Annotated in this window: 15 protein-coding genes; 6 read left to right on the top strand and 9 right to left on the bottom strand. The window is 72.9% G+C overall.

The window, feature by feature from the left end:
• The first annotated feature begins 246 nt into the window (after positions 1-246).
• Complete coding sequence (locus ABZ479_RS03490; RefSeq protein ID WP_500459623.1) at positions 247-2,214, top strand: hypothetical protein; 1,968 nt, start codon at positions 247-249, stop codon at positions 2,212-2,214.
• A gap of 491 nt (positions 2,215-2,705) precedes the next feature.
• Complete coding sequence (locus ABZ479_RS03495; RefSeq protein ID WP_500459624.1) at positions 2,706-3,212, top strand: GNAT family N-acetyltransferase; 507 nt, start codon at positions 2,706-2,708, stop codon at positions 3,210-3,212.
• 82 nt (positions 3,213-3,294) lie between these two features.
• Here the strand turns inward: ABZ479_RS03495 and ABZ479_RS03500 are convergent, their stop codons facing one another.
• The 3 genes from ABZ479_RS03500 to pulA all read right to left on the bottom strand — a co-directional run bounded on the left by ABZ479_RS03500 (position 3,295) and on the right by pulA (position 10,042).
• Positions 3,295-3,645 carry a hypothetical protein gene (locus ABZ479_RS03500; protein WP_499598199.1) on the bottom strand — a complete coding sequence of 117 codons (351 nt, stop codon included), beginning with the start codon at positions 3,643-3,645 and terminating at the stop codon, positions 3,295-3,297.
• An 11-nt stretch (positions 3,646-3,656) separates the two neighbouring features.
• Positions 3,657-4,397: a TNT domain-containing protein gene (locus ABZ479_RS03505; protein WP_500459625.1), complete on the bottom strand. Its 741-nt coding sequence runs from the start codon at positions 4,395-4,397 to the stop codon at positions 3,657-3,659.
• A 215-nt stretch (positions 4,398-4,612) separates the two neighbouring features.
• Positions 4,613-10,042 carry a pullulanase-type alpha-1,6-glucosidase gene (pulA, locus tag ABZ479_RS03510; RefSeq protein WP_500459626.1) on the bottom strand — a complete coding sequence of 1,810 codons (5,430 nt, stop codon included), beginning with the start codon at positions 10,040-10,042 and terminating at the stop codon, positions 4,613-4,615.
• Between the two features lie 327 nt (positions 10,043-10,369).
• Between pulA and ABZ479_RS03515 the strand changes: the two genes are divergently transcribed.
• Positions 10,370-11,830: an alpha/beta fold hydrolase gene (locus ABZ479_RS03515; protein ID WP_500459627.1), complete on the top strand. Its 1,461-nt coding sequence runs from the start codon at positions 10,370-10,372 to the stop codon at positions 11,828-11,830.
• Positions 11,831-12,171: 341 nt separating this feature from the next.
• On the opposite strand, the gene ABZ479_RS03520 is transcribed toward ABZ479_RS03515, so the two are convergent.
• The 5 genes from ABZ479_RS03520 to ABZ479_RS03540 all read right to left on the bottom strand — a co-directional run bounded on the left by ABZ479_RS03520 (position 12,172) and on the right by ABZ479_RS03540 (position 18,354).
• Entirely contained in the window at positions 12,172-13,209 is a 1,038-nt protein-coding gene (locus ABZ479_RS03520; protein WP_500459628.1) for a LacI family DNA-binding transcriptional regulator, read from the bottom strand.
• A gap of 31 nt (positions 13,210-13,240) precedes the next feature.
• The gene (locus ABZ479_RS03525; protein ID WP_500459629.1) at positions 13,241-14,872 is read right to left on the bottom strand and encodes a glycoside hydrolase family 13 protein; all 1,632 of its coding nucleotides are present in this window, start codon (positions 14,870-14,872) and stop codon (positions 13,241-13,243) included.
• Between the two features lie 89 nt (positions 14,873-14,961).
• On the bottom strand, positions 14,962-15,888 hold the full coding sequence (locus tag ABZ479_RS03530; RefSeq protein WP_500459630.1) for a sugar ABC transporter permease: 927 nt from the start codon (positions 15,886-15,888) through the stop codon (positions 14,962-14,964).
• A gap of 53 nt (positions 15,889-15,941) precedes the next feature.
• Positions 15,942-16,943, bottom strand: coding sequence for a carbohydrate ABC transporter permease (locus ABZ479_RS03535; RefSeq protein ID WP_500459631.1), 1,002 nt, complete (start codon positions 16,941-16,943; stop codon positions 15,942-15,944).
• 136 nt (positions 16,944-17,079) lie between these two features.
• Positions 17,080-18,354, bottom strand: a complete 1,275-nt coding sequence (locus ABZ479_RS03540; RefSeq protein ID WP_500459632.1) for an extracellular solute-binding protein — start codon at positions 18,352-18,354, stop codon at positions 17,080-17,082.
• 325 nt (positions 18,355-18,679) lie between these two features.
• Between ABZ479_RS03540 and ABZ479_RS03545 the strand changes: the two genes are divergently transcribed.
• Genes ABZ479_RS03545 through ABZ479_RS03555 form a run of 3 tightly spaced genes read left to right on the top strand, consistent with a single transcriptional unit; the run spans position 18,680 to position 22,341 of the window.
• Positions 18,680-20,347, top strand: coding sequence for a glycoside hydrolase family 13 protein (locus ABZ479_RS03545; protein ID WP_500459633.1), 1,668 nt, complete (start codon positions 18,680-18,682; stop codon positions 20,345-20,347).
• 25 nt (positions 20,348-20,372) lie between these two features.
• The gene (locus ABZ479_RS03550) at positions 20,373-21,461 is read left to right on the top strand and encodes a LacI family DNA-binding transcriptional regulator (protein ID WP_499598221.1); all 1,089 of its coding nucleotides are present in this window, start codon (positions 20,373-20,375) and stop codon (positions 21,459-21,461) included.
• A 37-nt stretch (positions 21,462-21,498) separates the two neighbouring features.
• Positions 21,499-22,341 carry a phosphatase PAP2 family protein gene (locus ABZ479_RS03555; RefSeq protein ID WP_500459634.1) on the top strand — a complete coding sequence of 281 codons (843 nt, stop codon included), beginning with the start codon at positions 21,499-21,501 and terminating at the stop codon, positions 22,339-22,341.
• 22 nt (positions 22,342-22,363) lie between these two features.
• Here ABZ479_RS03555 and ABZ479_RS03560 read toward each other — a convergent pair whose 3' ends face one another.
• Positions 22,364-25,324, bottom strand: coding sequence for a bifunctional [glutamine synthetase] adenylyltransferase/[glutamine synthetase]-adenylyl-L-tyrosine phosphorylase (locus tag ABZ479_RS03560; RefSeq protein ID WP_500459635.1), 2,961 nt, complete (start codon positions 25,322-25,324; stop codon positions 22,364-22,366).
• Between the last annotated feature and the right edge of the window lie 189 nt (positions 25,325-25,513).

Here is a 25,513-nt window from a genome sequence, read left to right on the forward strand (position 1 = left end):
CGGGTGCCGGCGGTCATGCCCCGGGCACCGACTGACGTCCGGTCAGGACGTATCGGCGTGGACCAAGGGAGGTGTTCGGCGGGGCCGACTCCCACGCCGACACCGTCCACGTCGCTGCGATCGGCGACAACGGCGGCCGTCTCGTGATGCGTCAACGCCCGCCCGGAGGACACTCGGTGGGCTCCGCCGCGGTGGCGCCGCGGGGCGGCGGAGTGACCATCCCAGGATTCACTCGTTCAACGGAACGTGAACGCCCAGCACGCGACCGCCACCCGTCCCCGGCACGGCGCACCCGTGATCGTGGACGTCGAGGAGGCGGAGGCCGCACTCGTCGAGAACTACCCGCACCTGGTCCGGCTGGCCTACCTGACGCTGCCGCCGTCCCTCGGCCGGCACCGCAGGGTGCTGACCGCCCACACCCTGACGCAGGGCGCGCTGCCGCGCTCGCCGTGCGAACCGGACCCCGCCGTGGTGGACGTGCCCGGGCCGCGGGGCACCACGGACCCGGCGTACGCCCTGGTGCGGCAGGAAGTGCTGGACACGGCACTCGCGTTCGGGCGCGAGCGGGGCTGGCGGGGCCGGCTGCGCAGGACGCTGGTGGGCGGCCCGGCGCCGTACGTCTGGGGCCTGCGGCTGCACACCAAGGCGACCGGGACCGACGAGGCGGAGCTGGACCGGGCGCTGTCCGGGCTGAACGCGGCCGGGCGCGCGGCGTACGCGCTGCTGGAACTGGAACGGCCCCGGCACGCGGACGGCCGTGAGGTGCGCCGGCTGCTGGTGGCCTCCGGCGTGGCCGATCCGCGGGGCGCGCTGAAGGCGGCCAAGGCGGTGCCCGAGGGGCTGCTGCTGTGCGGCAGCGGGTTCGACCCGTGCACGGTGCAGGCCCGGCCGACGGATCTGCTGCGCAGGCGGCAGCACGTACGGGTGGGCCTCATCGCGGCGGGCGCGGTCGCCGTGACCGCGACCCTGGTCGCGGTGCTGACCGGCGGGCAGGACCCGTACGCGGCGTCCGGTTCACCGAGCGCCTACGGGACCGCGCGGTTGCTGGACCCGGCGAAGCTGACGCGGGTGGACGGCACCGCGTGGACCCGCGCCTCCCGGGTGGACTTCACCGCCTGGCCCACCCGCGGCAGGCGGGCGGGCGACCGGGCCCTGCTGGGCCGGGCGATGGCGGTGTGGGCGCAGCCCTCCGCCCGGATCGGCGTGTCGGCCACCCAGGGAACCGCCGAGGGACTGCCCGCGCAGCAGCCGCAGTTGCTGTACGCCGGCGACGTGGACGGCGCCACCGTGGTGCTGATGTACGACGGGCTGCGGCTGGTGCGCTACGCCGAGCCCCGCGAGGGCGGGGGCGCCGCGGCCCTGGACTTCGCCCGGGTGGACGGCGCGGGCGTGACGACGGCGGCCGTGGTCCTCGGCCGGACGGACGGCAACACCCGTTTCCTGACCGCCCCCTGGGTCACCGAGGCGGCCTCGCGCGACCTGCGGGACCCGGGGCGCGCCCCGGCGAAGCTGGACCGTACGGCGGACGGGGTGACCGAACCGGTGCGGATGCCGGGGGCGGACAGCCGCGCGGGGGTGTGCGGGGACACCTGGCCCGCGCTGCAGTTCCGCGCCGCCGCCGGGCTCGGCCCGGACCGGCCGTTCCTCCTCACCGACCTCGGCGACCTCGTGCCGGCGCACCTGACGTACCAGCCGCCGGGGGACGGCACGCCGCTGGAGGCGACCGGCCCCGCGGCGCTGGCGAACGTCGCCCGGACGGCCTGCAACCTGTCCTCCATGAGCGGCCTGGGCACCCGGTCGGTCAACGTCTGGCGGTACGCCACGCAGCGACTGCCGGAGGACAACGGGCAGGCGTCGTGGGTCTGCGCCCGCGCCGACACCTGGCGCGGCACGGACGGCCGGGCCCTCGCGCTGTTCCTGCCCCCGGTGTCCGATCCGGGCACCCCGGGCGCGCCCGTGGGTCAGAGCGGCCGGGACGGCGGGTCGTGCGGCCGGGCGGTGCCGCGGGTGCTGGCCGGGGCGCTGTGGAAGTCCACGGGCGGGCACTGGTACCTGCTGGCGGCGGGCAGCCGTGACGTGAAGCGGATCAAGGCCACGGGCGGCGTGACCGGCACCTCGAAGGGCCCGACCATGGCGGTACGGGCCGAGCAGGGCGCCCGCGCCCAACTGTCGGCGACGCTCGACTCGGGCACCACCCTCACGACCCTGCGCTGACCCCGCCCCGCGGGCACGACCCCGGCCCGGCGCGCCCGGGCCGCACCACGCGCGCCGGCCGCCGCCGGCGCCCGGAAGCGCCCGACAGGGCGGCCCGAACCGGGCGTCGGCAGCGCCCGACTCGGGCGTCGTACCCACAACCCCGCGCCGAGCCCGCCCTCCCCCGGGAAACGCCGCACCGGGCGCGGGCCCGGGGCTGGCGGGCCGGCCGGCCTCGTGACCGGGGTGCCCCTGGCACGGACGCCCGCCAGTGTGGACGCCCGCCTTCGGCCTCGGCTCCCTGTCGGCGCCCGAGGGCGACCACGCCGCGGCCGGCGCCCTCTCACTGCCGGCGGTCATCACCACCCCGGCGCGACGGACGGGGCCTCGGCCTTCTCCTGGCTCTACGTGCCGGGCGTGCTCGGGCTCACCTGCACAGGCCCCTCGGCCGGTCCGGCCCTCGCGGGACCGGCCGTGGGATGGCCCACGGACGGTTCCCCGACAATGGGGGTATGAACGACCTCTCCTTCCGCCTCGCGCGGCCCGACGACGCCGCCCTCCTCGTCCGCCTCCGGGACGAGGCGGCCCGATGGATGCAGGAGCACGGCATCGACCAGTGGAAGCCCGGCGAGATGGACGAGGAGCACTTCCGCGCGCGCATGACGGCGGGCGAGGTCTGGCTCACCGAGCGCGAGGGGCGCGTGGTCGGCGCCTGGGAGCTGTGGTGGACCGACGAGCACGCCTGGGGGGTACGTCCGCCGGACGCGGGCTACGTCCACCGCCTCATGGTGGACCGGGCGACCGCCCCGCGCGGCACCGGCCGCGCCATGCTCGACCGGGCGGAGCGCCGCATCGCCGAGGAGGGCCGCCCTTACGCACGGCTGGACTGCGTGGCGGGCAACCCGCAACTGCGGGCGTACTACCGGGGCGCGGGCTACACCGTCGTCGGCGAACAGCCCCACAAGCAGGGCGGCAAGGGCAGCCCGTACGCGGTGACGCTGCTGGAGAAGGCGCTGTAGCGGCGCCGCGGACAGGCGGGCGGCCCGTCCCGGAATGCCGGGACGGGCCGCTCCGCGTCGGCGGGCCGCAGGGGCCGCCGCATCACTCGTTCCGGCGCCGCGCCCGTTCATAGGTGTCGTGGGCCGCCCGCCGGATCTCCTCCCGGTCGCGCAGGACCGCCTCCATCTCCTCGTCGGCCCCGGGGCCCGGCCCGGGCCCGGGGTGGGTGAGCCGGTCGTAGAGGTAGCGGCAGGCCGCGTCCTCCGTGTCGAAGTGCCGGAACGGGTCGTGCACCCCGCGTTCGAAGTTGCCGACCACCCACGCCTCGCCCTCCTGCCGGAGGTAGGTGAAGTCCGGCGGCCTCAGGTCGAACTCGTGGAACCCGGGGACCTCGTACAGCCCGCCGGGCACCCCCGCGGAGGCGAGGGCGTCGCACAGCTCGCGCCGGTCCATGGCCGGGCCCGTCAGTTCAGCCGGATGAGGTCGCCGTTGGTGACGTGGTTGAGCACGCTGTCACCGAGCGGCAGCACGTACTGCAGGCCGTTGCCGGGCTGGCCGTAGAAGGGCGCCACGACTCCCGCGGACACCGCGAAGGGCCTGACGACCTTGTACAGGTGGTAGTTGAAGGGGTAGCCCGGGTCGAAGGTGTTGAGGTTCGACGGTGCGATGGAGCGCTGGGAGTACGGCGAACCGGCCGGGGCGAGGAACCGCCCGCCCTCGCCGCCGAAGCGGTCGATGCGCTGCCCCACGGCCAGGTTGATGACCGACACGGGACCGCCGGGCAGGAAGCCGTCGTCGGGCGGGAACTTGTAGCTGTTCGTCGCGAAGTCGAACCAGGTGCGCAGGAAGCCGTTGGCGTTCTGCCCGTCGAGCCGCCGGTAGTCGGTCAGCATCGCCCCGAGCAGGCCCTTGGTGGGCAGTTGCCGCGGTCCGAGCCGGGGGTCGCCGCAGAAGAACTTGGGGTCGGTGAAGGTGGCACCGATGCAGATGCGGGGGTTCTCCGGGCCACCGGGGGCGCGTCCCGGGGCGCCCGCCGTCTGGCCGGGCCCGTGCCCCGCGGCGGGGCGGGCGGGGGGAGCCGCGTGCTGTGCGCCCGGCCCCCAGTCCTCGGCGTGGGCCGAGCCGACCGTGCCCAGCAGGGTGCCGACGAGCAGGACGAGCAGGGCGGGAAGGGTGGAGAGCGATATTCGCTGGCGCCGCTTCAAGGGTCCTCCAGGGGACGACGGGAACGAGGCCGACCGGGACGGCGATCACCGTGCGTCACCGGAGCCGCGCGGATACGTACCCCTGCCGGATCGCCCACCGGAACCGACCCGCCGCCGATTCATCCGGATGGACACGTGCTTCGCCCGTACGCAGCACCACCCGGCCGGGACCCGCGGGAGGCGGGCCGCCGACCGGGCGGTGACGGAACGTGTCGCTACCGCCGGACGAACACCGCCACGGTGCGGCCCGGCACGGTGAAGGTGCCGGACGCGCTGTCGTAGGAGGAGCGCTTCACCACGGCGTCGGAGCCGCCGGCCTGCACCGGGTGGAGGGCGTAGCCCTTCCCGGACAGGGCGGCGACCCGCTGGTCCTGGGCCTTCGGGGTCGCGTTGAGGACCACCACCAGCCGGCCCAGCCGCAGGGTGATCACGCCCGGGGTCTCGTCCTCGCCCGAGAGCGGGAACGACAGGTGCTCCTGGACCTGGGCCGCCGTGGTCAGCCCGAAGACCGGCTCGGTGGAGCGGATCCGCAGCAGGTCCCGGTAGGCGGCCGAGGCCGAGGTGATCTCGGCGCAGCCGACCCGCAGTGTGCCGGCGGTCAGCAGCGGCCTGGCGTAGGGCCACTTGGACTCGTTGTCGGCCTTCGGCGGCAGGCCGCGGCCGAAGCCGTTGCCCGCGGCGCAGTCCCAGTGGACGGCGTTGAACCAGTCGCCGGAGTCGTAGGAGTTGCGGTCCAGGGACTTGGAGCGCAGCAGGTCCGAGCCCGCCTGGTAGAGCGCGGGGCCCTGGGAGAGGGCGGGGACGGCCTCGGCGAGGACCTGCATGCGGGCCCGGTCGGCGGGCGAGGTGTCCTTCGGCAGCTTGAAGGCGAGCGCGTCGAAGAGGGACTCGTTGTCGTGGGCGTCCACGTAGGCGAGCGCGTCGCCGGGGGCGTCCGCGTACCCGGCGGGCGAGCCGTTGTAGTCGACCTCGGCGCCGGTGACCGCCTTGCCGCCGCTGTCGGTGAAGGAGAAGGACTTGAGGTTGCCGGTGAGGCCGACCTTGATGAGGTCCTGGTAGTGCAGCAGGCGGGCCCGCTGCTCGGCCTCGGTGCCGTTGGCGGCGGAGCCGTTGGGCTCGTTGAACAGGCCGGAGGCGAAGCCCTGGACGCCGGGGTCGGCGTCGAAGGGGCCACCGCCGCGGACCGCGTCGCGGGCCCGGTCGGAGAAGGTGGCGACGCCGGTGCCGGCCATGTTCTTCTGGGTGGCCTGCACGAAGCGGGCGTCGTCGGCGACCTCGCCGAAGTTCCAGCCCTCGCCGTAGAGGACGATCTTCCTGCCGTCGACGCCGTCCTTGGCGGGGGTCAGCGCGTCCAGCGCCTTGCGGACGGCGAGGATGTTGGCCCTGGGGTGGTGGCCCATGAGGTCGAAGCGGAAGCCGTCGACCTTGTACTCCCTGGCCCAGGTGACGATCGAGTCGACGACGAGCTTGCCCATCATCGCGTTCTCGGGCGCGGTGTTGGAGCAGCAGGTGGAGTTCGCGACCGTGCCGTCGTCCAGCAGGCGCTGGTAGTAGCCGGGCACGATCCGGTCGAGGACGGATTTGTCGTCCTGGCCGCTCGCGGCGGTGTGGTTGTAGACCACGTCCATGACGACGCGCAGGCCGGAGGTGTTGAGGCTCTGCACCATCCTCCGGAACTCCACCGTGCGCCGGGTGCCGTCCGGGTCCGTGGCGTAGGAGCCCTCGGGGACGGTGTAGTGGAAGGGGTCGTAGCCCCAGTTGTAGGCGTCCCCGGCGGCGACGGCCGCCACGCACTCCTGCTGCTTGTCGGAGTCGGCCGGGTGGGCGGCGAGGTCGCAGTCGACCGTGGCCTGGTCGGCGCTCCGCTCCGCGACGGTGGCGAAGTCGAAGGCGGGCAGCAGGTGGACGTAGGAGACCCCGGACTTCGCCAGTGCCTTCAGGTGCGTCATGCCGGCCGAGCCGGAGTCGGCGAAGGCGGTGTACTTGCCCCGGTCCGCGGCGGGGACGGAGGTGTCCGCGACGGAGAAGTCCCGGATGTGGAGTTCCTGGATCTGGGCGTTGTTCAGGCCGACGGCCGCGGGCTTGGCCAGGTGGGACCAGCCGCCGGGGGCGAGCTTCGGGTCGTCGAGGTCGACGACGAGGCTCTGCTTCGAGTCGGTGGTCAGGGCGACCGAGTAGGGGTCGGTGACCTTGTTGGTGACGACCTTCTGGACGGTGGGCGCCCAGACCGTGACGGCGTAGCGGTACGGCTTGCCGGTCCAGCTCCGCTCACCGGTCACGCTCCACACGCCGGTGGAGGCGTCGCGCCGCATCGGGACGGTGCGCCCGTCCAGGTCCAGGGCGACGGACCGGGCGGTCGGGGCCCACACCGACAGCGTGGGTTCGCCGTGCGAGAAGACCGGGCCGAGCGCGGCCTTGGTCGCCTTCGCCGCGTACAGGTCGTCCAGGACGCCCTGGATCTGGACTCCGGTGGCGGAGAGCAGCGCCCCGTTGGCGAGCCGCTGGGTGGCGACGACCTGGCCGGTGAGGGCCGTGCGGACCCCGTCGCGGTCACGCGGGTCGATCGTGAAGGCCGCGTAGTCCTTCAGGTGCGGGAAGCGGGCCTTCTGGGCGTCGGTGAGGCCGCCCGGGACGCGGTCGAGACGGAGCCAGTGGCCCTCGCCGGTCAGCACGCCGTCCTTGACGGCGAGGCCGCCGCCGGGGGCGTAGACCAGTTGCTGACTGGCCGCGGTGTCGCCGGTCTTCCAGGCGACGGTGTCCGCGTCGATCCACTGGGCCTTGGCCGAGGACAGGTCGAGGTCGGCGGAGGAGCCGGACGTGGTGGGCAGCAGGTACTTCTCGGTGCCGTTCAGGAGCCACACCTCGTGTCCGTAGGTGGCGAGGTCGAGCGACTGGTCGGCGGGCAGGTCCTTGGTGTCGCCCTTGTGCAGGATGTAGCTGAGCGACGTGGCGCCCGCGGCGAGCGGCACCTCGAAGACGGCGCCGAAGGCGTCGGTCCTGACCGGCTGCAACGGGGCCGTCCAGTCGGTGGGATTGGCGGCGCCGGTCCAGGTGTGCAGGCCCCAGCCGCTGTAGTCCCCATCGGCCCGGTGGTAGTGGAGGATCGCTTTGGAACGGTCTTGTCCCGGCTCGGTGCCGGAGGGAGCCTGGGTGGCGGCGGCCTCCTTGCCCTGCTCGACCCAGATCTCACCGTTCTTGGTGACGTCGATGAAGCGGTCGGATCCGACGTCCTTGGTGCCGTCCTTGTCGATGACGAGGTAACCGACACTGGAGGCGCCCGGCTTGAGCTTCACGTAGGCGAAGGCGCCGTAGGCGTCGCGGCCGGTGAAGTCGTGCCCGGCGGGCCACGTGGTGCCCTCGCCGTCGGCGATGTCGCCCCAGGCGTACAGGCGCCAGTCGGCGTAGTTCCCGTCGGCGCGCTTGTAGTGGACGATCGCGTAGTCGCGGCTGCTCGCCACCGGGGGCTGCGGCGGGACCGGGGTGCCGCTGGTGGTGGCGGCGGTGGCGCTCGCGGTACGGCCGGCGGAATCGATCACGACCGCCTTGTACCGCAGCGCGGTGCCGGGCGTCACGTCCTCGCCGACCGTCTGGGTGACCTTGTACGGCGCGTGGTCCGCGGAGCCGAGCACCTTCCACGGCCCGTTGCCGGTCTGCGCGGCGAAGACCACCCGGTTCAGCCGGCCGCCCTGGACGTCGGAGGAGACCTCGACGGTGCCGGTGGCGCCCGCCGCGGGGGCCTTCAGGGTCAGGGACGGCTTGGCGGCGGGGGCGCCGAGCGGCCTCGTCGCCTTCCAGACCACGGCGGACAGGGCCGGGACGGTGACGGCGATCCTGGTGTCGGCACCGCTGCGGACGGAGCCCTCCGTGCCGTAGAGCGCGGTGAAGGCGGTGTTCGCGGAGCCGGTGGGAAGGGACGCGGTCCGCTCCTCCGTCGCGTTGTTGACGGCGACGACGTACTCGGTGCGGGTCCTGGGGTCCGTGCGTGAGAAGGCGTAGATCCCGGCGCCGTCCGCGGCGTAGCGCTCGGTCTGCACACCGTCGGCCAGGGCCGGATGGGCCTTGCGGAGCGCGGCGAGCCTGGCGATCGCCCGGTAGAGCGGGGCGCCGGTGTCGTAGGCGTCGCTCGCGTGGGTGCGGTCGGTGCCGAGCTGGTCGTCGTCGAGGTAGTCGGCGACCTTCGAGGCGAACATCGTCTGGCGGGCGTCCTTGTCGCCGCCCGCGCCGGTGTAGCCCTGCTCGTCGCCGTAGTAGACGACGGGGTTGCCGCGGGAGAGGAACATCAGCTCGTTGGCGAGCCGGTCGCGGCGGACGAGTTCGGCGTCGTCGGCCTTCGGGTTGTCCTGCTTCAGGAACGTGCCGAAGCGGCCCATGTCGTGGTTGCCGAGGAAGGTGACCTGCTCGTACGCGTTGGCCTTGTCGGTCGTGTAGCGGTGGTCGTCGCCGAAGACCGAGGCGAGCCGGGCCGCGGAGCCGCCCTGGGAGGCGTACTGGCGGGCGGCGTCCTGGAAGGGGAAGTCGAGCGTCGCGTCCAGGCGGCCCTGCGTCACGTACGGGGAGGTGATGGCGGGGTCGGCGGAGTAGACCTCGCCGAACATGAAGAAGTCCTCGCGGCCGTGCCGTGCGGCGTACGCGTCGAGGGCCGTGGCCCACTGGGTCCAGAACGGCAGGTCGACGTGCTTGACGGTGTCGATGCGGAAGCCGTCGACGGCGAAGTCGCGGACCCACTTCTCGTAGATCTCCTCCATGCCCTGCACGACCTCGGGACGCTCGGTCCACAGGTCGTCGAGGCCGGAGAAGTCGCCCTGTTCGGAACTCTCGCCGGCGAAGGTGGAGTCGCCCCGGTTGTGGTACATCGTCGGGTCGTTGAGCCAGGCCGGGACCTTGGTGTCCGAGGTGACGACGGGGGTGCGGGGGAAGGAGTCGCGGTCGACGGCGGGGAAGCCCCCGCCGGCCTTCGCGTAGTCGCTGTCGTCGAAGGGCACGCCGTCCTTCGCCAGGTAGGGGAAGGCGCCCTTGGAGAGGTAGCCGTAGGACTTCTCGTCGTAGTCGACGACGTCGGCGGTGTGGTTGGTGATGACGTCGAAGAAGACCTTCATGCCCTTGGCGTGGGCCTTGGATATCAGCGCCTTGAGGTCGGCGTTGGTGCCGAAGTGCGGGTCGACCCGGGTGAAGTCGGTGATCCAGTAGCCGTGGTAGCCGGCCGAGGCCTGCTCCCCCGTGCCCTGCACGGGCCGGTTCTTGAAGATCGGCGCCATCCATATCGCGGTGGTGCCGAGGCCCTTGATGTAGTCGAGGCGCCGGGTCAGCCCCTTGAGGTCGCCGCCCTGGTAGAAGCCCTTGTCGGCGGGGTCGTAGCCGGTGCTGAGCCGGGTGCCGGTCAGGCCGCCCCTGTCGTTGGACCGGTCGCCGTTGGCGAAACGATCCGGCAGTACGAAGTAGAACTGCTCCCGCGTGAGGTCGTGACGTGCCGCCTGGGCGGCGAGCGCGGCGTCGGAGGGCGGAGGGGGCGGGGCGGCCGCCTGGGCGGCGGGCACCGAGGCGGGGACGGCGAGGGCGGCGGCGAGGGCCGCCACCGCGACGGCTGCGGCTCCGCGTCTGCGCGCGCGTGGGCGCGTGGACGCGGGCAGCCCGGTGTGCTGGGCCACGGGGTGTTCTCCTTGCGGAATCCGTGTGCGGACGGTTGTACCTCTGGGAGCCCACGCGCCATGAGCCTTCGCCCGGCAGCGGTGCCGGACCGTGCCGGGACCGTACCTCTTACGACGGCCTTACAGCAAGATGTCGCAAGGATTTCCAACGGACCCGTCTCCACTGCCGCACAACGGGCCTGACGTATCGTCAGAAGGCTGCCCGCGGCCGCGGAACACCGAACACTATGAACGCAATGGCCACGGCTCTGGACCCCCGCCACCCGCGTCCCGAAACATCGGGGCCCCGCGCGACGACGCGCCGGACGACCACGGGAGGACGAGATCATGTTCACCGGGCATTCCCCACGACGCACCGGTTCCGGAACCGTACGACGCCGCATCGCCCTGGCGGCCGGGGGTGTCGCCGCCCTCCTCGCCACCGGGCTCGCGGGCCCGCCGCCCGCCGCGGCCGCAGCGACCGCGCCCGCCCCCGCCGACTGCCCGGCGGAACTGCCGGCGGACGCCGCCTGCTTCCGCGGCCAGGACGCGAACGGCGCCCACTACGCCATGGCGGTCCCGCACGACTGGAACGGCTCCCTGGTCGTCCACGCCCACGGCGGCCCCGACCTCGGCGACACCTCCGACCCGGAGCGCAGCCTCGGGGACCTGGCTCGCTGGTCGGTCATGGTGAAGGAGGGCTACGCCTGGGCGGGTTCCTCCTACCGCCGCGGCGGCTACGGCACGCGCATGGCGGCCGAGGACACCGAGAACGTACGGCGGCTGTTCGTGCGGCAGTTCGGCACGCCGCGCCGGACCTTCGTCCACGGCCAGTCCTGGGGCGGGAACGTGGCGGCCAAGGTCGCCGAGATCTACGCGGCCGGTCACCGATCGCCGTACGACGGCGCCCTGCTGACCAGCGGCGTCCTGGGCGGGGGCTCGCGGGGCTACGACTACCGGGTGGACCTGCGCGTGGTCTACCAGTACTACTGCCGCAACCACCCGAGGCCCACGGAGCCGCAGTACCCGCTGTGGATGGGGCTGCGCGCCGACTCGACGATGACGGCCACCGGACTCCGCGCCCGCCTGCAGGAGTGCACCGGCTACTCCTCGCCGCCGCAGGAGCGCACCGCCCTGCAGCAGCGCAACCTCGACGACATCCTGGCCGTGACGGGACTCCCGGAGCGGACGCTGGAGTCACACCTGCGGTTCGCGACCTTCACCTTCCGCGACATCGTGCACAACCGGCTGGGCGACCGGAACCCCTTCGGCAACACCACCGTCCGCTACACCGGATCGCACGACGACGCCGCGCTCAACGCGGGCGTGGAGCGCTTCGCCGCCGACCCGGCAGCCCGGCGGGACCTGTCCTTCGACAGCGACGTCACCGGCGCGGTGTCGATCCCGGTGCTCACCGTGCACGCCATCGACGACCCGACCGCGTTCGTGGAGCACGAGGCGGCCTACCGGGCCTCGCTGGAGGGCGCCCACCGCGCGGGGCTGCTGGTGCAGAACTTCACGCGGGAGAGCGAGCACAGCGAGCTGAGCTCCGCGGAGTACGCCGCCGCGATGCGCTCCCTGGCCTCGTGGGTGCGGACCGGCCACCGGCCGACACCGGGCTCGGTCGCGGCCTCCTGCCCGGCGTTCGACGCCGTCTACGGCACCGGGTGCTTCTTCGAGCCGCGGTACGTCCCGCGCCCCTACTCCTCCCGCGTGTACCCGCGGCCGGGGGCCCGGCACTGGCCGGCGCTGTCCGCCGCCCAGGAGCGTGCGTGGAGCCGTCTGGACGGCGTGGGCATCGCGCCCTGAGCGGCTCCCGCCCGGCCCCGCATGTGGCCTCCCACCTGCGATCACGCCCTTCCGCAAGGCCTCTGCAGAATCTTGCAGAAACTTTCTGCAGGGGCCTTCCGTCCTGCCCTGAGCGGCTGTTACGTTCCTCTTCGGCCCGGTTCGGCCGGCCGGGGGTCCGCCCCTGACGGCGGGTCCCACGCGCCCGGCCGGCCGGACCGGCCGTCACCAGGACGGGGGCGGGCCCAGGACCGCAGAAGCCACCCCGCTGCGCCCCGCCCGGGGCAGGTCCAGGGCCCGCCCCGACATCACGGGGACCCGCGCCGCCGTCCGCGGAGCCGTCGGAACGCCCCGATAGACCGTCAGGAACGCCGGCCGGCGCCGGGCGCCTGGCCCGTGGAACCGCGCACGACCAGTTCGGTCTGGAAGACGAACTCCGAGCGCTGCACGGGGTTGCCGCCGATCTCCTCCAGCAGCGCGTTCACCGCCGCCGCCCCCATCGCCTCGACCGGCTGCCGGACCGTGGTCAGCGGTGGGTCGGTGAAGGCGATCAGAGGCGAGTCGTCGTAGCCGACGACCGAGACGTCCCCGGGGACGGCCAGCCCGCGCTCCCGCACCGCGCGCACCGCGCCCAGCGCCATCAGGTCGCTGCCGCAGACGATGCCGGTGCAGCCCTTGTCCAGCAGCGCACCGGCGGCCGCGTGACCGCCCTCCACGGAGAACAGGGTGTGCTGGACGTACGCCGCGGCCTCCTCCTCGCCGAGCCCGAGCAGGCTGCCCAGCGCCTCGACGAAGCCCTCGACCTTGCGGTGCACGGGCACGAAGCGGTTGGGCCCGACGGCCAGCCCGATCCGCTGGTGGCCGAGCTCCACCAGGTGCTGGACGGCGATGCGCGCCGAGGCGCGCTCGTCCGGCGAGATGTACGGCCCGGCGATCGCCGGGTTGTAGCCGTTGACCAGCACATAGGGCACGCCCTGACCGAGGAGGCGGGCATAGCGCTCGGGGTCGGCCGTGACGTCGGCGTGCAGCCCGGACAGGAAGACGATGCCGCGCGCCCCGCGCTCCACGAGCGCCTCCACGAGTTCGTCCTCGGTGGAGCCGCCGGGGTGCTGGGTGCACAGCACCGCCGTGTAGCCGTAGCCGGTCAGGTTCTGCTCGATGACCTGGGCGAAGGCGGGGAAGATCGGGTTGTTGAGCTCGGGGGTGATCAGCCCGATCTGGCCGGCGCTGCGCTGGCGCAGCCGCACCGGACGCTCGTAGCCGAGCACGTCCAGTGCGGCCAGCACCTTCTGCCGGGTGGCGGGGGCGACCCCCGCCTTCCCGTTCAGCACGCGGCTGGCGGTGGCCTCGCTGACCCCAGCCTGGGCCGCGATGTCGGCGAGTCGAGCCGTGGTGTTCACACCTACAGACCCTATGCGACCGCGACGCACGTCAAACGGCCCACCAGACGGTCGTGTCGGCCGGGACGACGACCCCGTCCGCCGTGACCTCCACGGGGGAACTGGCCAGCAGCAGCGCGCCCGGCGCGGGCAGCGTCACCGGCGCGGCCGTGGTGTTGACGGTGCACGCGAAACCGGGCCGGCGGAAGGAGAGCACGCCCCGCGGGGCGTCCTGCCACTGGACCGACTCGCCGGCGCCCAGGCCGTCGCGCTCGCGGCGCAGCCGCAGGGCGGAGCGGTACAGCTCCAGGGTGGAGGCCGGGTCCCCGGTCTGCGCGGCGACGCTGAGCTCCGCCCAGCCCTCGGGCTGCGGCAGCCAGCTGCCGCCGCTGCCGAAGCCGTGGCTGGGGCCGTCCGTGGTCCACGGGATCGGGACGCGGCAGCCGTCGCGGAAGCCGTCCTGGCCCGCGGCGCGGAAGAACGCCGGGTCCTGACGGGCCTCGTCGGGCAGGTCGGTGACCTCGGGCAGGCCCAGTTCCTCGCCCTGGTAGACGTACGCGGAGCCGGGCAGCGCCAGCATCAGCAGGGAGGCCGCGCGGGCCCGGCGCAGGTCGTACGTCCGCTGGTCGGCGGACAGCCGGGTGGCGTGGCGGACGACGTCGTGGTTGGACAGCACCCAGGTGGTGGGCGCGGCGACCGGGCGCATGGCGTCCAGGGAGCGGTCGATGACCTCGCGCAGCTCGCCGGCGTCCCACTTGGTGCCCAGGTACTGGAAGTTGAAGGCCTGGTGCAGCTCGTCGTGGCGGACGTAGTTGGCGGTCCGCTCCACGGTGGGGGTCCAGGCCTCGGCCACGGCGATGCGCCGGCCCTGGTACTCGTCGAGGATGCGCCGCCAGGAGCGGTAGATCTCGTGGACGCCGTCCTGGTCGAAGAAGGGCAGGACATCGTTGCCAAGCAGCTTGAGCTGCTCGTGGGCCCCGATGTCGGGCAGGCCGTCGGCCTTCACCAGGCCGTGCGCGACGTCGATGCGGAAGCCGTCGACGCCCATGTCCAGCCAGAAGCGCAGGATCGAGCGGAACTCGTCCTGGACGGCCGGGTGCTCCCAGTTGAAGTCGGGCTGCTCGGGCGCGAACAGGTGGAGGAACCACTCGCCGTCGGCGGCGCGGGTCCAGGCCGGCCCGCCGAAGATGGACTCCCAGTCGTTGGGCGGCAGTTCGCCGTTCCCGCCCTTGCCGGGGCGGAAGTGGTAGCGCTGCCGCAGCGGGGAGCCGGGGCCCTCCCGCAGTGCCTGCTTGAACCACTCGTGCTGGTCGGAGGAGTGGTTGGGGACGAGGTCGACGATGATCCGCAGCCCCAGCCGGTGGGCGTCGCGGATCAGGCCGTCGGCGTCGTGGAGGGTGCCGAACATCGGGTCGATGGCCCGGTAGTCGGCGACGTCGTAGCCTCCGTCGGCCTGCGGGGAGGCGTAGAAGGGGCTCAGCCAGACGGCGTCGACGCCCAGGTCGCGCAGGTACGGGAGCCGCTCGCGGATGCCGGGGATGTCCCCCATGCCGTCGCCGTTCCCGTCGGCGAAGCTGCGGGGGTAGACCTGGTAGATGACCGCCTCTCTCCACCAGTCCGCGGTGGCCGCGCCCTGGTCGCAGGAGTGGGGGTGACGGGTGGAGTCCGCCAGGTACTGGGTCATGGTGATCCCTTGGAAAAGTGGTTGCTCGTGCGGCGAGGGGGCGAGGCCGCGGTGCCCGGCCGGCGGGCCGGGCACCGCGGTTCGTACGGTCAGGACTTGGCCGCGCCGGCGGTCAGGCCGGTGACCAGGTGCCGCTGGACGACGTAGAAGAAGGCCGACGCGGGGACGGCGATGAGCACGGAGGTGGCGGCCATCAGGTCCCACTGGTTGTCGTGCTCGCTGACGAAGGTGGTGAGGCCGACGGCGAGGGTGTACTTGTCCTCGCCGAGCATGAAGACCGAGGCGTAGGCGACCTCGCCCCACGCGGTGAGGAAGGTGTAGAAGGCCGCCACCGCCAGGCCCGGCCGGGCCAGCGGCAGGATCAGCCGGTAGAAGGTGCCGAACGGGGAGAGGCCGTCGACCCGGCCGGCCTCGTCGATCTCCTGCGGGATGGTGTCGAAGTAGCCCTTGAGCAGCCACGCGCAGTACGGCACGGCGGTGGTGCAGTAGACCAGGATGAGCGCCCAGTACGTGTCCAGCAGGCCCAGGTCGGCCAGGATGTTGTAGAGCGGCACCATGAGGATGGCGACCGGGAACATCTGGGTCACCAGGAAGGTCCACATCAGCTGCCGGTGGCCGGGGAAGCGCATCCGGGAGACCGCGTAGCCGGCGCTGGCGGCGATGAACACGCCCAGCACGCAGGTGCCGAGGGCGACGATCATGGAGTTCAGGAACCACTGCAGGAAGTTCGTGTCGCCGAGGACCTTGGTGTAGTTCTCGAAGCTGAACTTGCCCGCGATGTCGGCCGGGTGCAGGAAGTCGGTCTTGTCCGGGCCGAAGGAGACCCAGGCGATCCACAGCACGGGGAACGCCGCGATGAAGCTCGCGGTGATCAGTACGCCGTGGATCAGCACGGAGGCGCCGCGGCCGCGCTCGCCGCGGCCGGTGCGCCGGCGCGTGGCGGCGCGGGCGGTGGCGGGGGCCGGGCCGGCGCCCTCGGTGGCCCCCGCGGCGGGGAGGTCTGCGGTGGTGCTCATGGGGGTGGCTGCCCTCTCTTGCGTCATGACGGATGTCCTGGCCGGGGCGGCCGTCAGGCGGCCGGGTTCTCGGAGCGGGCGAGCCAGCGCCGGTACACGGAGGCGAAGACGATGAGCATGGACAGGATGATCACGCCGTAGGCGGCGGAGCCGGCGTAGTCGCGCGGGTCCTGTCCGAAGCCGAGGCGGTAGGCCCAGGTCACCAGGATCTGGGCGTCCTGCCCGGCGTTCGCGCCGAACAGCAGGAAGATGACGACGAACTGGTTGAAGGTCCAGATGATGCCGAGCAGGATCACCGTGCTGCTCACCGAGCGCAGGCCGGGGAGCGTCACGTAGCGGAACCGCTGCCAGGGGGTGGCGCCGTCCATCTCGGCCGCTTCGTACAGCTCGGAGGGGATCGACTGCAGGCCGCCGAGGAGCGAGACCATCATGAAGGGCACGCCGACCCAGGTGTTGACCATGATGGCGGCGGTCTTCTGCCAGAAGGAGTCGCTCAGCCAGGCGGGCGTCGGCAGGTGCAGCGAGTGCAGGACCGTGTTCAGGATGCCGCCGTCGTCGGCGAGGATCAGCCGCCAGGAGAAGACGGTGACGAAGGTCGGGACGGCCCACGGCAGGATCAGGACCAGCCGGTAGAAGGTGCGGCCGCGGAGCTTGCGGTTGAGCAGCATGGCGAGGCCGAGGCCGAGGCCGTAGTGCAGGGCGACGCAGACGACCGTCCACAGGACGGTCCAGGTGAAGTGCGGCCAGAACTGGTGGTCGCCCCCCGAGAGGATCTCCGTGTAGTTGTCGAGGCCGACCCAGGAGAAGGAGTCCGGGATCTCGTTGACGCCGATCGTCCGGCCGACGTTCTGGCTGTTGGCGTCGGTCAGCGACAGGTAGACGCCGCGGACCAGCGGGTACAGCACCAGCAGGCCGATGACGGCGACCACCGGCGCCACCATGGCCCAGGCATACCAGTTGCGGTTGTACGACTGCCGGATGCGGCTGAACGGACCGGGGCGCGGCGCCTGGCCACGCTGGGTCTTCCCGGTCCCGCCCTGGACGGCGACGGTCATCTTCGGCACCTTTTCGAGAGGTTCGCAGAGGGTGGTACGGCCGCGCCGCGCGGCCGGGGGCCAGCCTTGCGGACGCGGGCGGGCCGTCCGGCCCGCCCCCCGCTCGGGGAGGCGGACCGGACGGCTCACGGCTGCCTTACTGGAAGTCCTTGACGAGCTTCCGGTAGGACTCGGCGGTCTGGTCCAGGCCCTTCTGGGTGTCGGCCTTGCCCTGCAGGATGCTGGTCAGGTTGGTGCCGAAGTCGGCGAAGAGCGAGCTGTACTCCGGCAGCTCCGGACGCGGGCGGGCGACGTTGGACAGGATGTCCTGGAACTCGGCGACGCCCGGGGCGGCCTTGACCTCGGCGGTGTAGGCGGAGGTGCGGGTCGGCAGGGTGCCGTTCTTCAGCGCGATCTGCGCCTGGGTCTTGCCCGAGGTCATCCAGCCGACGAACTTCTGCGCGGCCTCCTGGTGGGCCTTGTCGGAGCCGGCGTAGACGGCCAGGTTGTGGCCGCCGGTCGGGGCGCCCGCCTTGCCGGTCGAGCCGGCCGGGACGGCGGAGATGCCCAGGTTGGCCTTGTCGGAGAAGGCCGCGCCCTTGTAGATGTTGGTCAGCTCCCAGGGCCCCTGGACGATCATGGCGACCTTGCCGTTGATGAACGCGTCCTGCATGTGGGCGTAGGCGTCGGCGGTCACGTCGAGCTTGTGGACGCCCGGGGCGGCGAGCACGGACTTGCTGACGTCGACGGCCTTGACGGCCTCGGGCGAGTTGATCGTGATCTTCTTCGCTGCGGCGTCGACCATGTCGGTGCCCTCGCCGAAGAGGAAGGGCAGCTCGTAGTAGGAGTCGGCGCGGAGCCAGAAGCCGTCGACCTTGTCCTTGGCCTTGACGGCCTTGGCGACCGCCTTCAGCTCGTCCCAGGTGGCGGGGGCCTTGTCGAAGCCGGCCTTCTTCAGCAGCTCCTTGTTCCACATGAGCGCGAGGGTGTCGGTGACGATCGGCGCACCGTAGGTCTTGCCCTCGTACTGCGCCTGCTTCAGCAGGGACGGGTTGATGTCGTCCTGGCCGGCCAGCGCGGGGGTGCCGTCCAGCGGCGCGAGGAACTGGGACTTCGCCCAGGAGGCGGTCCAGCCGACCTCGGCGCGGACCACGTCCGGGGCGCCCTTGCTGCCGGCGGCGGTCTGGAACTTGTTCTGCGCCTGGTCGAAGGGCACGTTGACGTACGTGACCTTGATCTTCGGGTTCGCCTTCTCGAAGTCCGCGATCAGGGCCTTGTAGGTCGGTGCCTCGTTCGTCGCGTTCGAGGTGTCCCACCAGGTGATGGTGACGGGACCGCCGGCCTTGTCACTGCCGCCGTCGTCGCCGCCGCAAGCCGTCGCCGCGAGCCCGAGCGTCGCAACCAGCGCGGTGGCCGCTATGCCACGCCGCATGTGATCTCCTCCAGGATGAAAGCCCGTGATGGTGCGGGGCGCGTCACCGCGTCCCCCCTGCCGACTGCGCCGTTGCGGCCGCCGGGCTGTCGAGGAACGTAACAGGGAAGAAAGCCCGACGAAAGACCTTGCTGCAAAGACTTGCAAGATCTTCCGATCGTTACATCTGCGTGTCCTCACAGTTGCAGACGGGAGACGCGCCATGGGACGCTCACCGTCCTGGAAGCCGTTACGCGATCTTCCGCAAATTTCTGAAAGGCATTGCCGATCACGCGGTGGATCGGAATCATCGGCAGGGACCGGCGCCGACTCCCGAGGGACCGACATGACCCAAGAGCTCGCCCCCGTCGTCCACGACGCGACCGACGCGACCGACGCGGCCCCGGCCGCCCCCGAGGGGCGCGCTCCCGGCTGGTGGCGCAGCGCCGTCATCTACCAGGTGTACGTACGCTCCTTCGCCGACGGCGACGGCGACGGCGTGGGCGACCTGCCCGGCATCCGGGCCCGGCTGCCCTACCTGGCGGAACTCGGCGCCGACGCCGTGTGGCTGACCCCCTTCTACGCCTCCCCCCAGGCGGACGGCGGCTACGACGTGGCGGACTACCGCAGCGTCGACCCCCTCTTCGGCTCCCTCGCGGACGCCGACGCGCTCATCCGCACCGCCCACGAGCTGGGCCTGCGGGTGATCGTCGACATCGTCCCGAACCACACCTCCGACCGGCACGCGTGGTTCCGGGCGGCGCTCGCGGACCGGCGCGGGGGGCCGGCCCGCGAGCGCTACCACTTCCGCCCCGGCCGGGGCGAGCACGGCCAACTGCCGCCCAACGACTGGGAGTCGGTCTTCGGCGGTCCCGCCTGGACCCGGGTCGCGGACGGCGACTGGTACCTCCACCTGTTCGCCCCCGAGCAGCCCGACCTCAACTGGGACCACCCGGAGGTCCGGGAGGAGTTCGACGCGGTCCTGCGCTTCTGGCTCGACCTGGGCGTCGACGGCTTCCGCGTCGACGTCGCCCACGGCATGGTCAAGGCGGCCGGCCTGCCCGACATCGGCCGCAAGGAGCAGGTCAAGATGATCGGCTCCCAGGTGCTGCCCTTCTTCGACCAGGACGGGGTCCACGAGATCCACCGCTCCTGGCGCCGGCTGCTCGACTCCTACTCCCGCGGGACCCGGCCGGAGGGCCTGCCCGCCGAGCGCATCGGCGTCGCCGAGGCCTGGGCGCCGAACGCCGGGCGCATGGCGCTGTACGTCCGCCCCGACGAACTGCACCAGGCCTTCAACTTCCACTTCCTGCAGTGCCCGTGGGAGGCCGGGGCGATGCGCGCGGTGATCGAGGAGTCCCTCGCCGCCACCGTCTCCGTGGGCGCTCCCACCACCTGGGTGCTCTCCAACCACGACGTGGTCCGGCACGTCACCCGCTACGGCGACGGCGCGGCCGGGCTGCGCCGGGCCCGCGCCGCGGCCCTGCTGATGCTGGCGCTGCCCGGTTCGGTCTACGTCTACCAGGGCGAGGAACTGGGCCTGCCCGAGGTCACCGACCTGCCCGACGAGGTCCGCCAGGACCCCTCCTTCTTCCGGGACAACGGCCAGGACGGGCTGCGCGACGGCTGCCGGGTGCCCATCCCGTGGACCACCGACGGCCCCAGCCACGGCTTCGGCCCGGCCGGCAGCTGGCTGCCGCAGCCCGCGGGCTGGGGCGGGCTCAGCGTGCAGGCGCAGACCGGCGACCCCGGCTCCACGCTGGAGCTGTACCGCTCGGCCCTGCGGCTGCGCCGTGAGCTGCCGGGCCTCGGCGACGGGCCGATGCGCTGGCTGGACGCCCCCGAGGGGGTGCTGGCGTTCTCCCGCCCCGGCCTGGTGTGCACCGTCAACGTCACTCCGGAGCCGGTCCAACTGCCCGTTCCGGGGCGGCCGGTGCTCTCCTCCGAGCCCGTGGCGCCCACCGGCGGATCCGTCCGTCTTCCGGCTGATTCGTGCATCTGGTGGGCGATCTGAGATGCGACCGGTACAGTCCAATCCTGTGACCGCAAGGCTTGCCGACATCGCAGCCCAGGCGGGGGTGAGCGAAGCGACGGTCAGCCGTGTCCTCAACGGCAAGCCAGGTGTCTCCGCCGCCACCCGCCAGTCCGTGCTGGCCGCCCTCGACCTGCTCGGGTACGAACGGCCCGTGCGGCTGCGCCAGCGCAGCGCGGGCCTGGTCGGGCTGATCACGCCCGAGCTGGAGAACCCGATCTTCCCGGCCTTCGCGCAGGTCATCGGGCAGGCCCTGACCCGGCAGGGGTACACGCCGGTGCTGGCCACCCAGACGCCGGGCGGCTCGACCGAGGACGAACTCGTCGAGATGCTCGTCGAGCGCGGCGTCGCCGGGATCATCTTCGTATCCGGCCTGCACGCCGACTCCACCGCCGACGTGGCGCGCTACGACCGGCTGCACGGCCAGGGCGTGCCGTTCGTCCTGATCAACGGCTTCTCCGCCAAGATCAAGGCGCCGTTCGTCTCGCCCGACGACCGCGGTGCCATGCGTCTGGCGGTCACCCACCTGGCGGCGCTCGGCCACGAGCGGATCGGCCTCGCGGTCGGGCCCAAGCGGTTCGTCCCCGTGCGGCGCAAGATCGAGGGCTTCCTGCGCAGCATGGAGGAGGTGCTCGGCATACCCGCCGACGAGGCGGCCGAGCGCATCCAGCACTCGCTGTTCACCCTCGAGGGTGGTCAAGCGGCCGCCGCCGGCCTGCTCGAGGCGGGCTGCACGGCCGTGGTGTGCGCCTCCGACATGATGGCGCTGGGCGCCGTCCGCGCGGCACGGCAGCAGGGGCTGTCCGTCCCCGGCGACGTCTCGGTCGTCGGCTTCGACGACTCCCCGCTGATCGCCTTCACCGATCCGCCGCTGACCACCATCCGGCAGCCGGTCACGGCCATGGGCCAGGCCGCGGTGCGCGCGTTGCTGGAGGAGGTCGGCGGTACCCCGGCCCCGCACAGCGAGTTCGTCTTCCTGCCCGAACTGGTCGTACGCGGTTCGACGGCATCAGGTCCCAAGGCGGGGGCAGCCGTACCCGTACAGCAGTCGGCCGGGAGGCGTACGCGGGATGCACAGAATCCCACCGGGGGTTGATCGGGCGGCACCGGACCGCATGGCAGACTATCGCCCCATGGGGGAATCGACCGCGAAGATCATGGCCCACCGCAGTGCCGGCGTACCACCGCGCTCCATCGATTCCCGTGACCCCGATGGAGCGACGACGGGCAACGGACTACTGGCACCACGCCGGCCCCGGCTGTGGTTCGAGATCCTGCTGATCGCCATCAGCTACTGGATCTACTCGCTGGTGCGCAACGCCGTGCCCGAGCAGCAGGACGACGCCATGCGGAACGCGAGCCACGTCTGGGACCTGGAACGCTCCCTCGGGCTCGGCTTCGAGCACGCGCTCAATCATGCCGTGAACTCCGTAACGTGGCTCATCGTCGGGATGAACTATTACTACGCGACCCTCCACTTCGTCGTCACCCTGACCGTGCTCGTCTGGCTCTTCCGCAGGCATCCCGGCCGTTACGCGCCGACCCGGCTCGTCCTGTTCGTGACCACCGGCATCGCGCTGCTCGGCTACTACTTCTTCCCCCTCGCGCCGCCCCGGCTGATGGAGGGCGGCGGCTTCGTCGACACCGTGAAGATCCACCACACCTGGGGGTCGATGGCCTCGGGCGACCTGGCGCACGTCTCCAACCAGTACGCGGCCATGCCGTCGATGCACATCGGCTGGTCGCTGTGGTGCGGCATCACCGTCGCCATGCTCGGGCGGCGGGCGTGGGTGCGGGTGCTGGGGGTGCTCTACCCGGTCGTCACCCTGCTCGTCATCGTCTCCACCGCCAACCACTTCTGGCTGGACGCCGCCGGCGGCACCCTCTGCCTCGGTGTGGGCTTCGCCGCCTCCTGGGCCGTCTACGGCGGTCTCGCCTACCGGTTGCCGCGCCAGGTCCGGGTCGCCACGGCCTAGCCGGGGCCGTGACGTCCTCCGGCTACGTGCCGTAGAAGAGGCGCTCGACCACCGCGCGGGCCCGGCGCGTGGCCCGGCGGTAGTCCTCCACCATGTCGCCCACGTGCCCCGGCTCGTAGCCGAGGTAGCGCCCCACCGCGGCCAGTTCCTTCCCGTCGCCGGGGAAGGTGTCGCCGGCCCGGGCCCGGACGAGCATGACGGCGTTGCGCATCCGGCTGGCCAGGATCCAGGCGGCGTCCAGGACCTCGGCGTCCTCGGCGGGCACCAGTCCCGCCGCCGCGGCCGCGGCCAACGCCGGCCGGGTGCGGGTCGTCCGCAGCCCGGGAACCTGTGCGCCGTGCCGCAGTTGCAGCAGCTGCACCGTCCACTCGACGTCGCTGAGCCCGCCCCGCCCCAGCTTGGCGTGGGTGGTCGGGTCCGCGCCGCGCGGCAGCCGCTCGGACTCCATGCGGGCCTTGAGCCGGCGGATCTCGCGCACCGCCTCCTCCGGCAGTCCCTCGGCCGGGTAGCGCAGCGGGTCGACGAGGGCGATGAAGCGGGCGCCCAGGTCCTCGTCGCCGGCGACCGGTTCGGCGCGGAGCAGGGCGTGGCTCTCCCAGACCAGCGACCAGCGCCGGTAGTAGGCGGCGTACGAGCCCAGCGTGCGCACCAGCGGTCCGCTCTTGCCCTCGGGGCGCAGGTCGGCGTCGATCAGCAGCGGCGGGTCGGTGGTGGGGATCTGCAGCAGCCGGCGCAGCTCGTTGGCGACCTTGAGCGCGGCCTTGGCGGCCCGGTGCTCGTCGGCGCCCTCGTACGGCTCGTGGACGAACAGGACGTCCGCGTCGGATCCGTAGCCCAGTTCGCGCCCGCCGAAGCGGCCCATGCCGATGACGGAGAACCGGGTCGGCAGGGGCTCGCCGTCGGCCGCCTCGACGGCGTTGACCGCGGCCTGCAGGGCACCGGTGACGGCGGCGGCGTTGAGGTCGGTGAGGGCGGCGCCGATCGCGTCGGGGTCGTCGCGGTGGACTCCGACCAGGTCCGCGGCCGCGGTGCGGAACAACTCGCGGCGGCGCACCCCGCGGACCGCGGCCACGGCCTGCTCGGCGGTGTCCGCGCGGTGGACCGCGGCCAGCACCTCCTGGTCCAGGGCACCGCGGGTGCGCGGCTGGAGGCCCTCGTCGTCGGCGAGCAGGGCCACCGCCTCGGGGGCCCGCATGAGCAGGTCCGGGGCGAGCCGCCCGGAGGACAGCACCCGCGCGAGGTTGACGGCGGCGGCGCCCTCGTCCCGCAGCAGCCGCAGGTACCAGGGGGTGCGGCCGAGGGCGTCGCTGACCCTGCGGAAGCCCAGCAGTCCCGCGTCGGGGTCCGCGGAGTCGGCGAACCAGCCGAGCAGCACCGGCAGCAGGGTCCGCTGGATGGCGGCCTTGCGGCTGACCCCCGAGGCCAGCGCCTCCAGGTGGCGCAGGGCGGCGGCGGGATCGGCGTAGCCGAGCGCCTCCAGGCGCTGCTTGGCCGCGTCCGTGGACAGGCCCACCTCGCCGGGGGCGAGCTGGGCGACCGCGTCGAGCAGCGGACGGTAGAAGAGCTTCTCGTGGAGGCGGCGGACCTCGCGGGCGTGCCGCCGCCACTCCCGCTGCAGCTCCGTGACCGGGTCCGCGCGGAAGCCCAGGGAGCGGCCGAGCCGCCGCAGGTCCGCCGCGTCCTCCGGCACCAGGTGGGTGCGGCGCAGCTTGTGGAGCTGGATGCGGTGCTCCATCGTCCGCAGGAAGCGGTACGAGGTGTCGAGCGCCGCCGCGTCCGCGCGCCCCACGTAGCCGCCGGCGGCGAGCTGGGACAGCGCGGTCAGGGTGGTGCCGCTGCGCAGCGACGGGTCGGTGCGGCCGTGCACCAGCTGGAGCAGCTGCACCGCGAACTCCACGTCCCGCAGGCCGCCGGGGCCGAGCTTCAGCTCGCGGTCCAGGTGGGCGACGGGGATGTTCTCCACGACCCGGCGCCGCATCTCCTGGACGTCCTGGACGAAGTGCTCGCGCTCGGCGGCCTGCCACACCATCGGCGACAGCGCCTCGACGTACTCCTGGCCCAGCGCCGGGTCGCCGGCGACCGGGCGGGCCTTGAGCAGCGCCTGGAACTCCCAGGTCTTGGCCCAGCGCTTGTAGTAGGCCAGATGGCTGGAGAGGGTGCGCACCAGCGGGCCGCGCCGGCCCTCGGGACGCAGGTTGGCGTCGACCTGCCAGATGCTGCCCTCGACGGTGGTGTCGGAGCAGATCCGCATCATATGCGAGGCCAGCCGGGTGGCGGCCTGCAGCGCCTTGGCCTCCTCGGCGTCGGGGCGGGCCTCGGCCACGAAGATGACGTCGACGTCGGAGATGTAGTTGAGCTCGTGGCCGCCGCACTTGCCCATGCCGATCACCGCCAGCCGGCACAGTGCGGCGTCGCCCGGCGCCTCCGCCTCGGCCATGGCCAGGGCGGCGCGCAGCGTCGCGGTCGCGAGGTCGGCGAGCTCCGCCGCGGTCTGCACGAGGTCGCTGGTGCCGCACACGTCGCGGGCTGCGATGCCCAGCATGCAGCGCCGGTAGGCCACCCGCAGCGACTGCGGGTCGTCGGCCCCGGCCAGTCCGCGCTCGAACTCCGTGGTGCCCGGGTGCAGGTCGGCGTGCTCGTAGGTGACCAGGGCGTGCCAGTCGAGCGGGTGCCGGGTCAGGTGGTCGGCCAGGGCGACGGAGGCGCCCAGTACCCCGAGCAGCCGGTCGCGCAGCGGCTTGGCGGTGGTGAGCGTGTCGAGGAGGGTGCGCCGTTCCCCGGGGTCGAGGGCCTCGACGAGCCGTACGAGTGAGGCGAGCGCCTGGTCGGGGTCGGCGGTGGCGCCCAGCGCGTCGAGCAGGACCGGGTCGCTGCGGACCTCGGCGAGCTGCTCGCCGCCCAGCAGCGCCTCGGCGGCCACGGCGTCGCTGAAGCCGTGCCGCAGCAGCCTCCCGAACCTGGTGTCCCGTCGCCCTTCCAGCACGCCGCCCGCCTTTCCCGGTGCTCCCGGCCGGCCCGATCCGCCCTAGAGAGAGTATCCGCCCGGCCCCGGCTCTGTTACCTGGCGGTATGCCTGCTTTCAGGGTGATCGTCCGGCGGTGTGAGGGTCCTCAGGTCCTTCTGGTATAAAGCCTTGCTGATTCAGAGGTTTAAACCATCAACCAACGGTGCC

Origin of the sequence: Streptomyces sp. NPDC005722 (assembly GCF_040630935.1) — a bacterium.
Classification (GTDB): domain Bacteria; phylum Actinomycetota; class Actinomycetes; order Streptomycetales; family Streptomycetaceae; genus Actinacidiphila.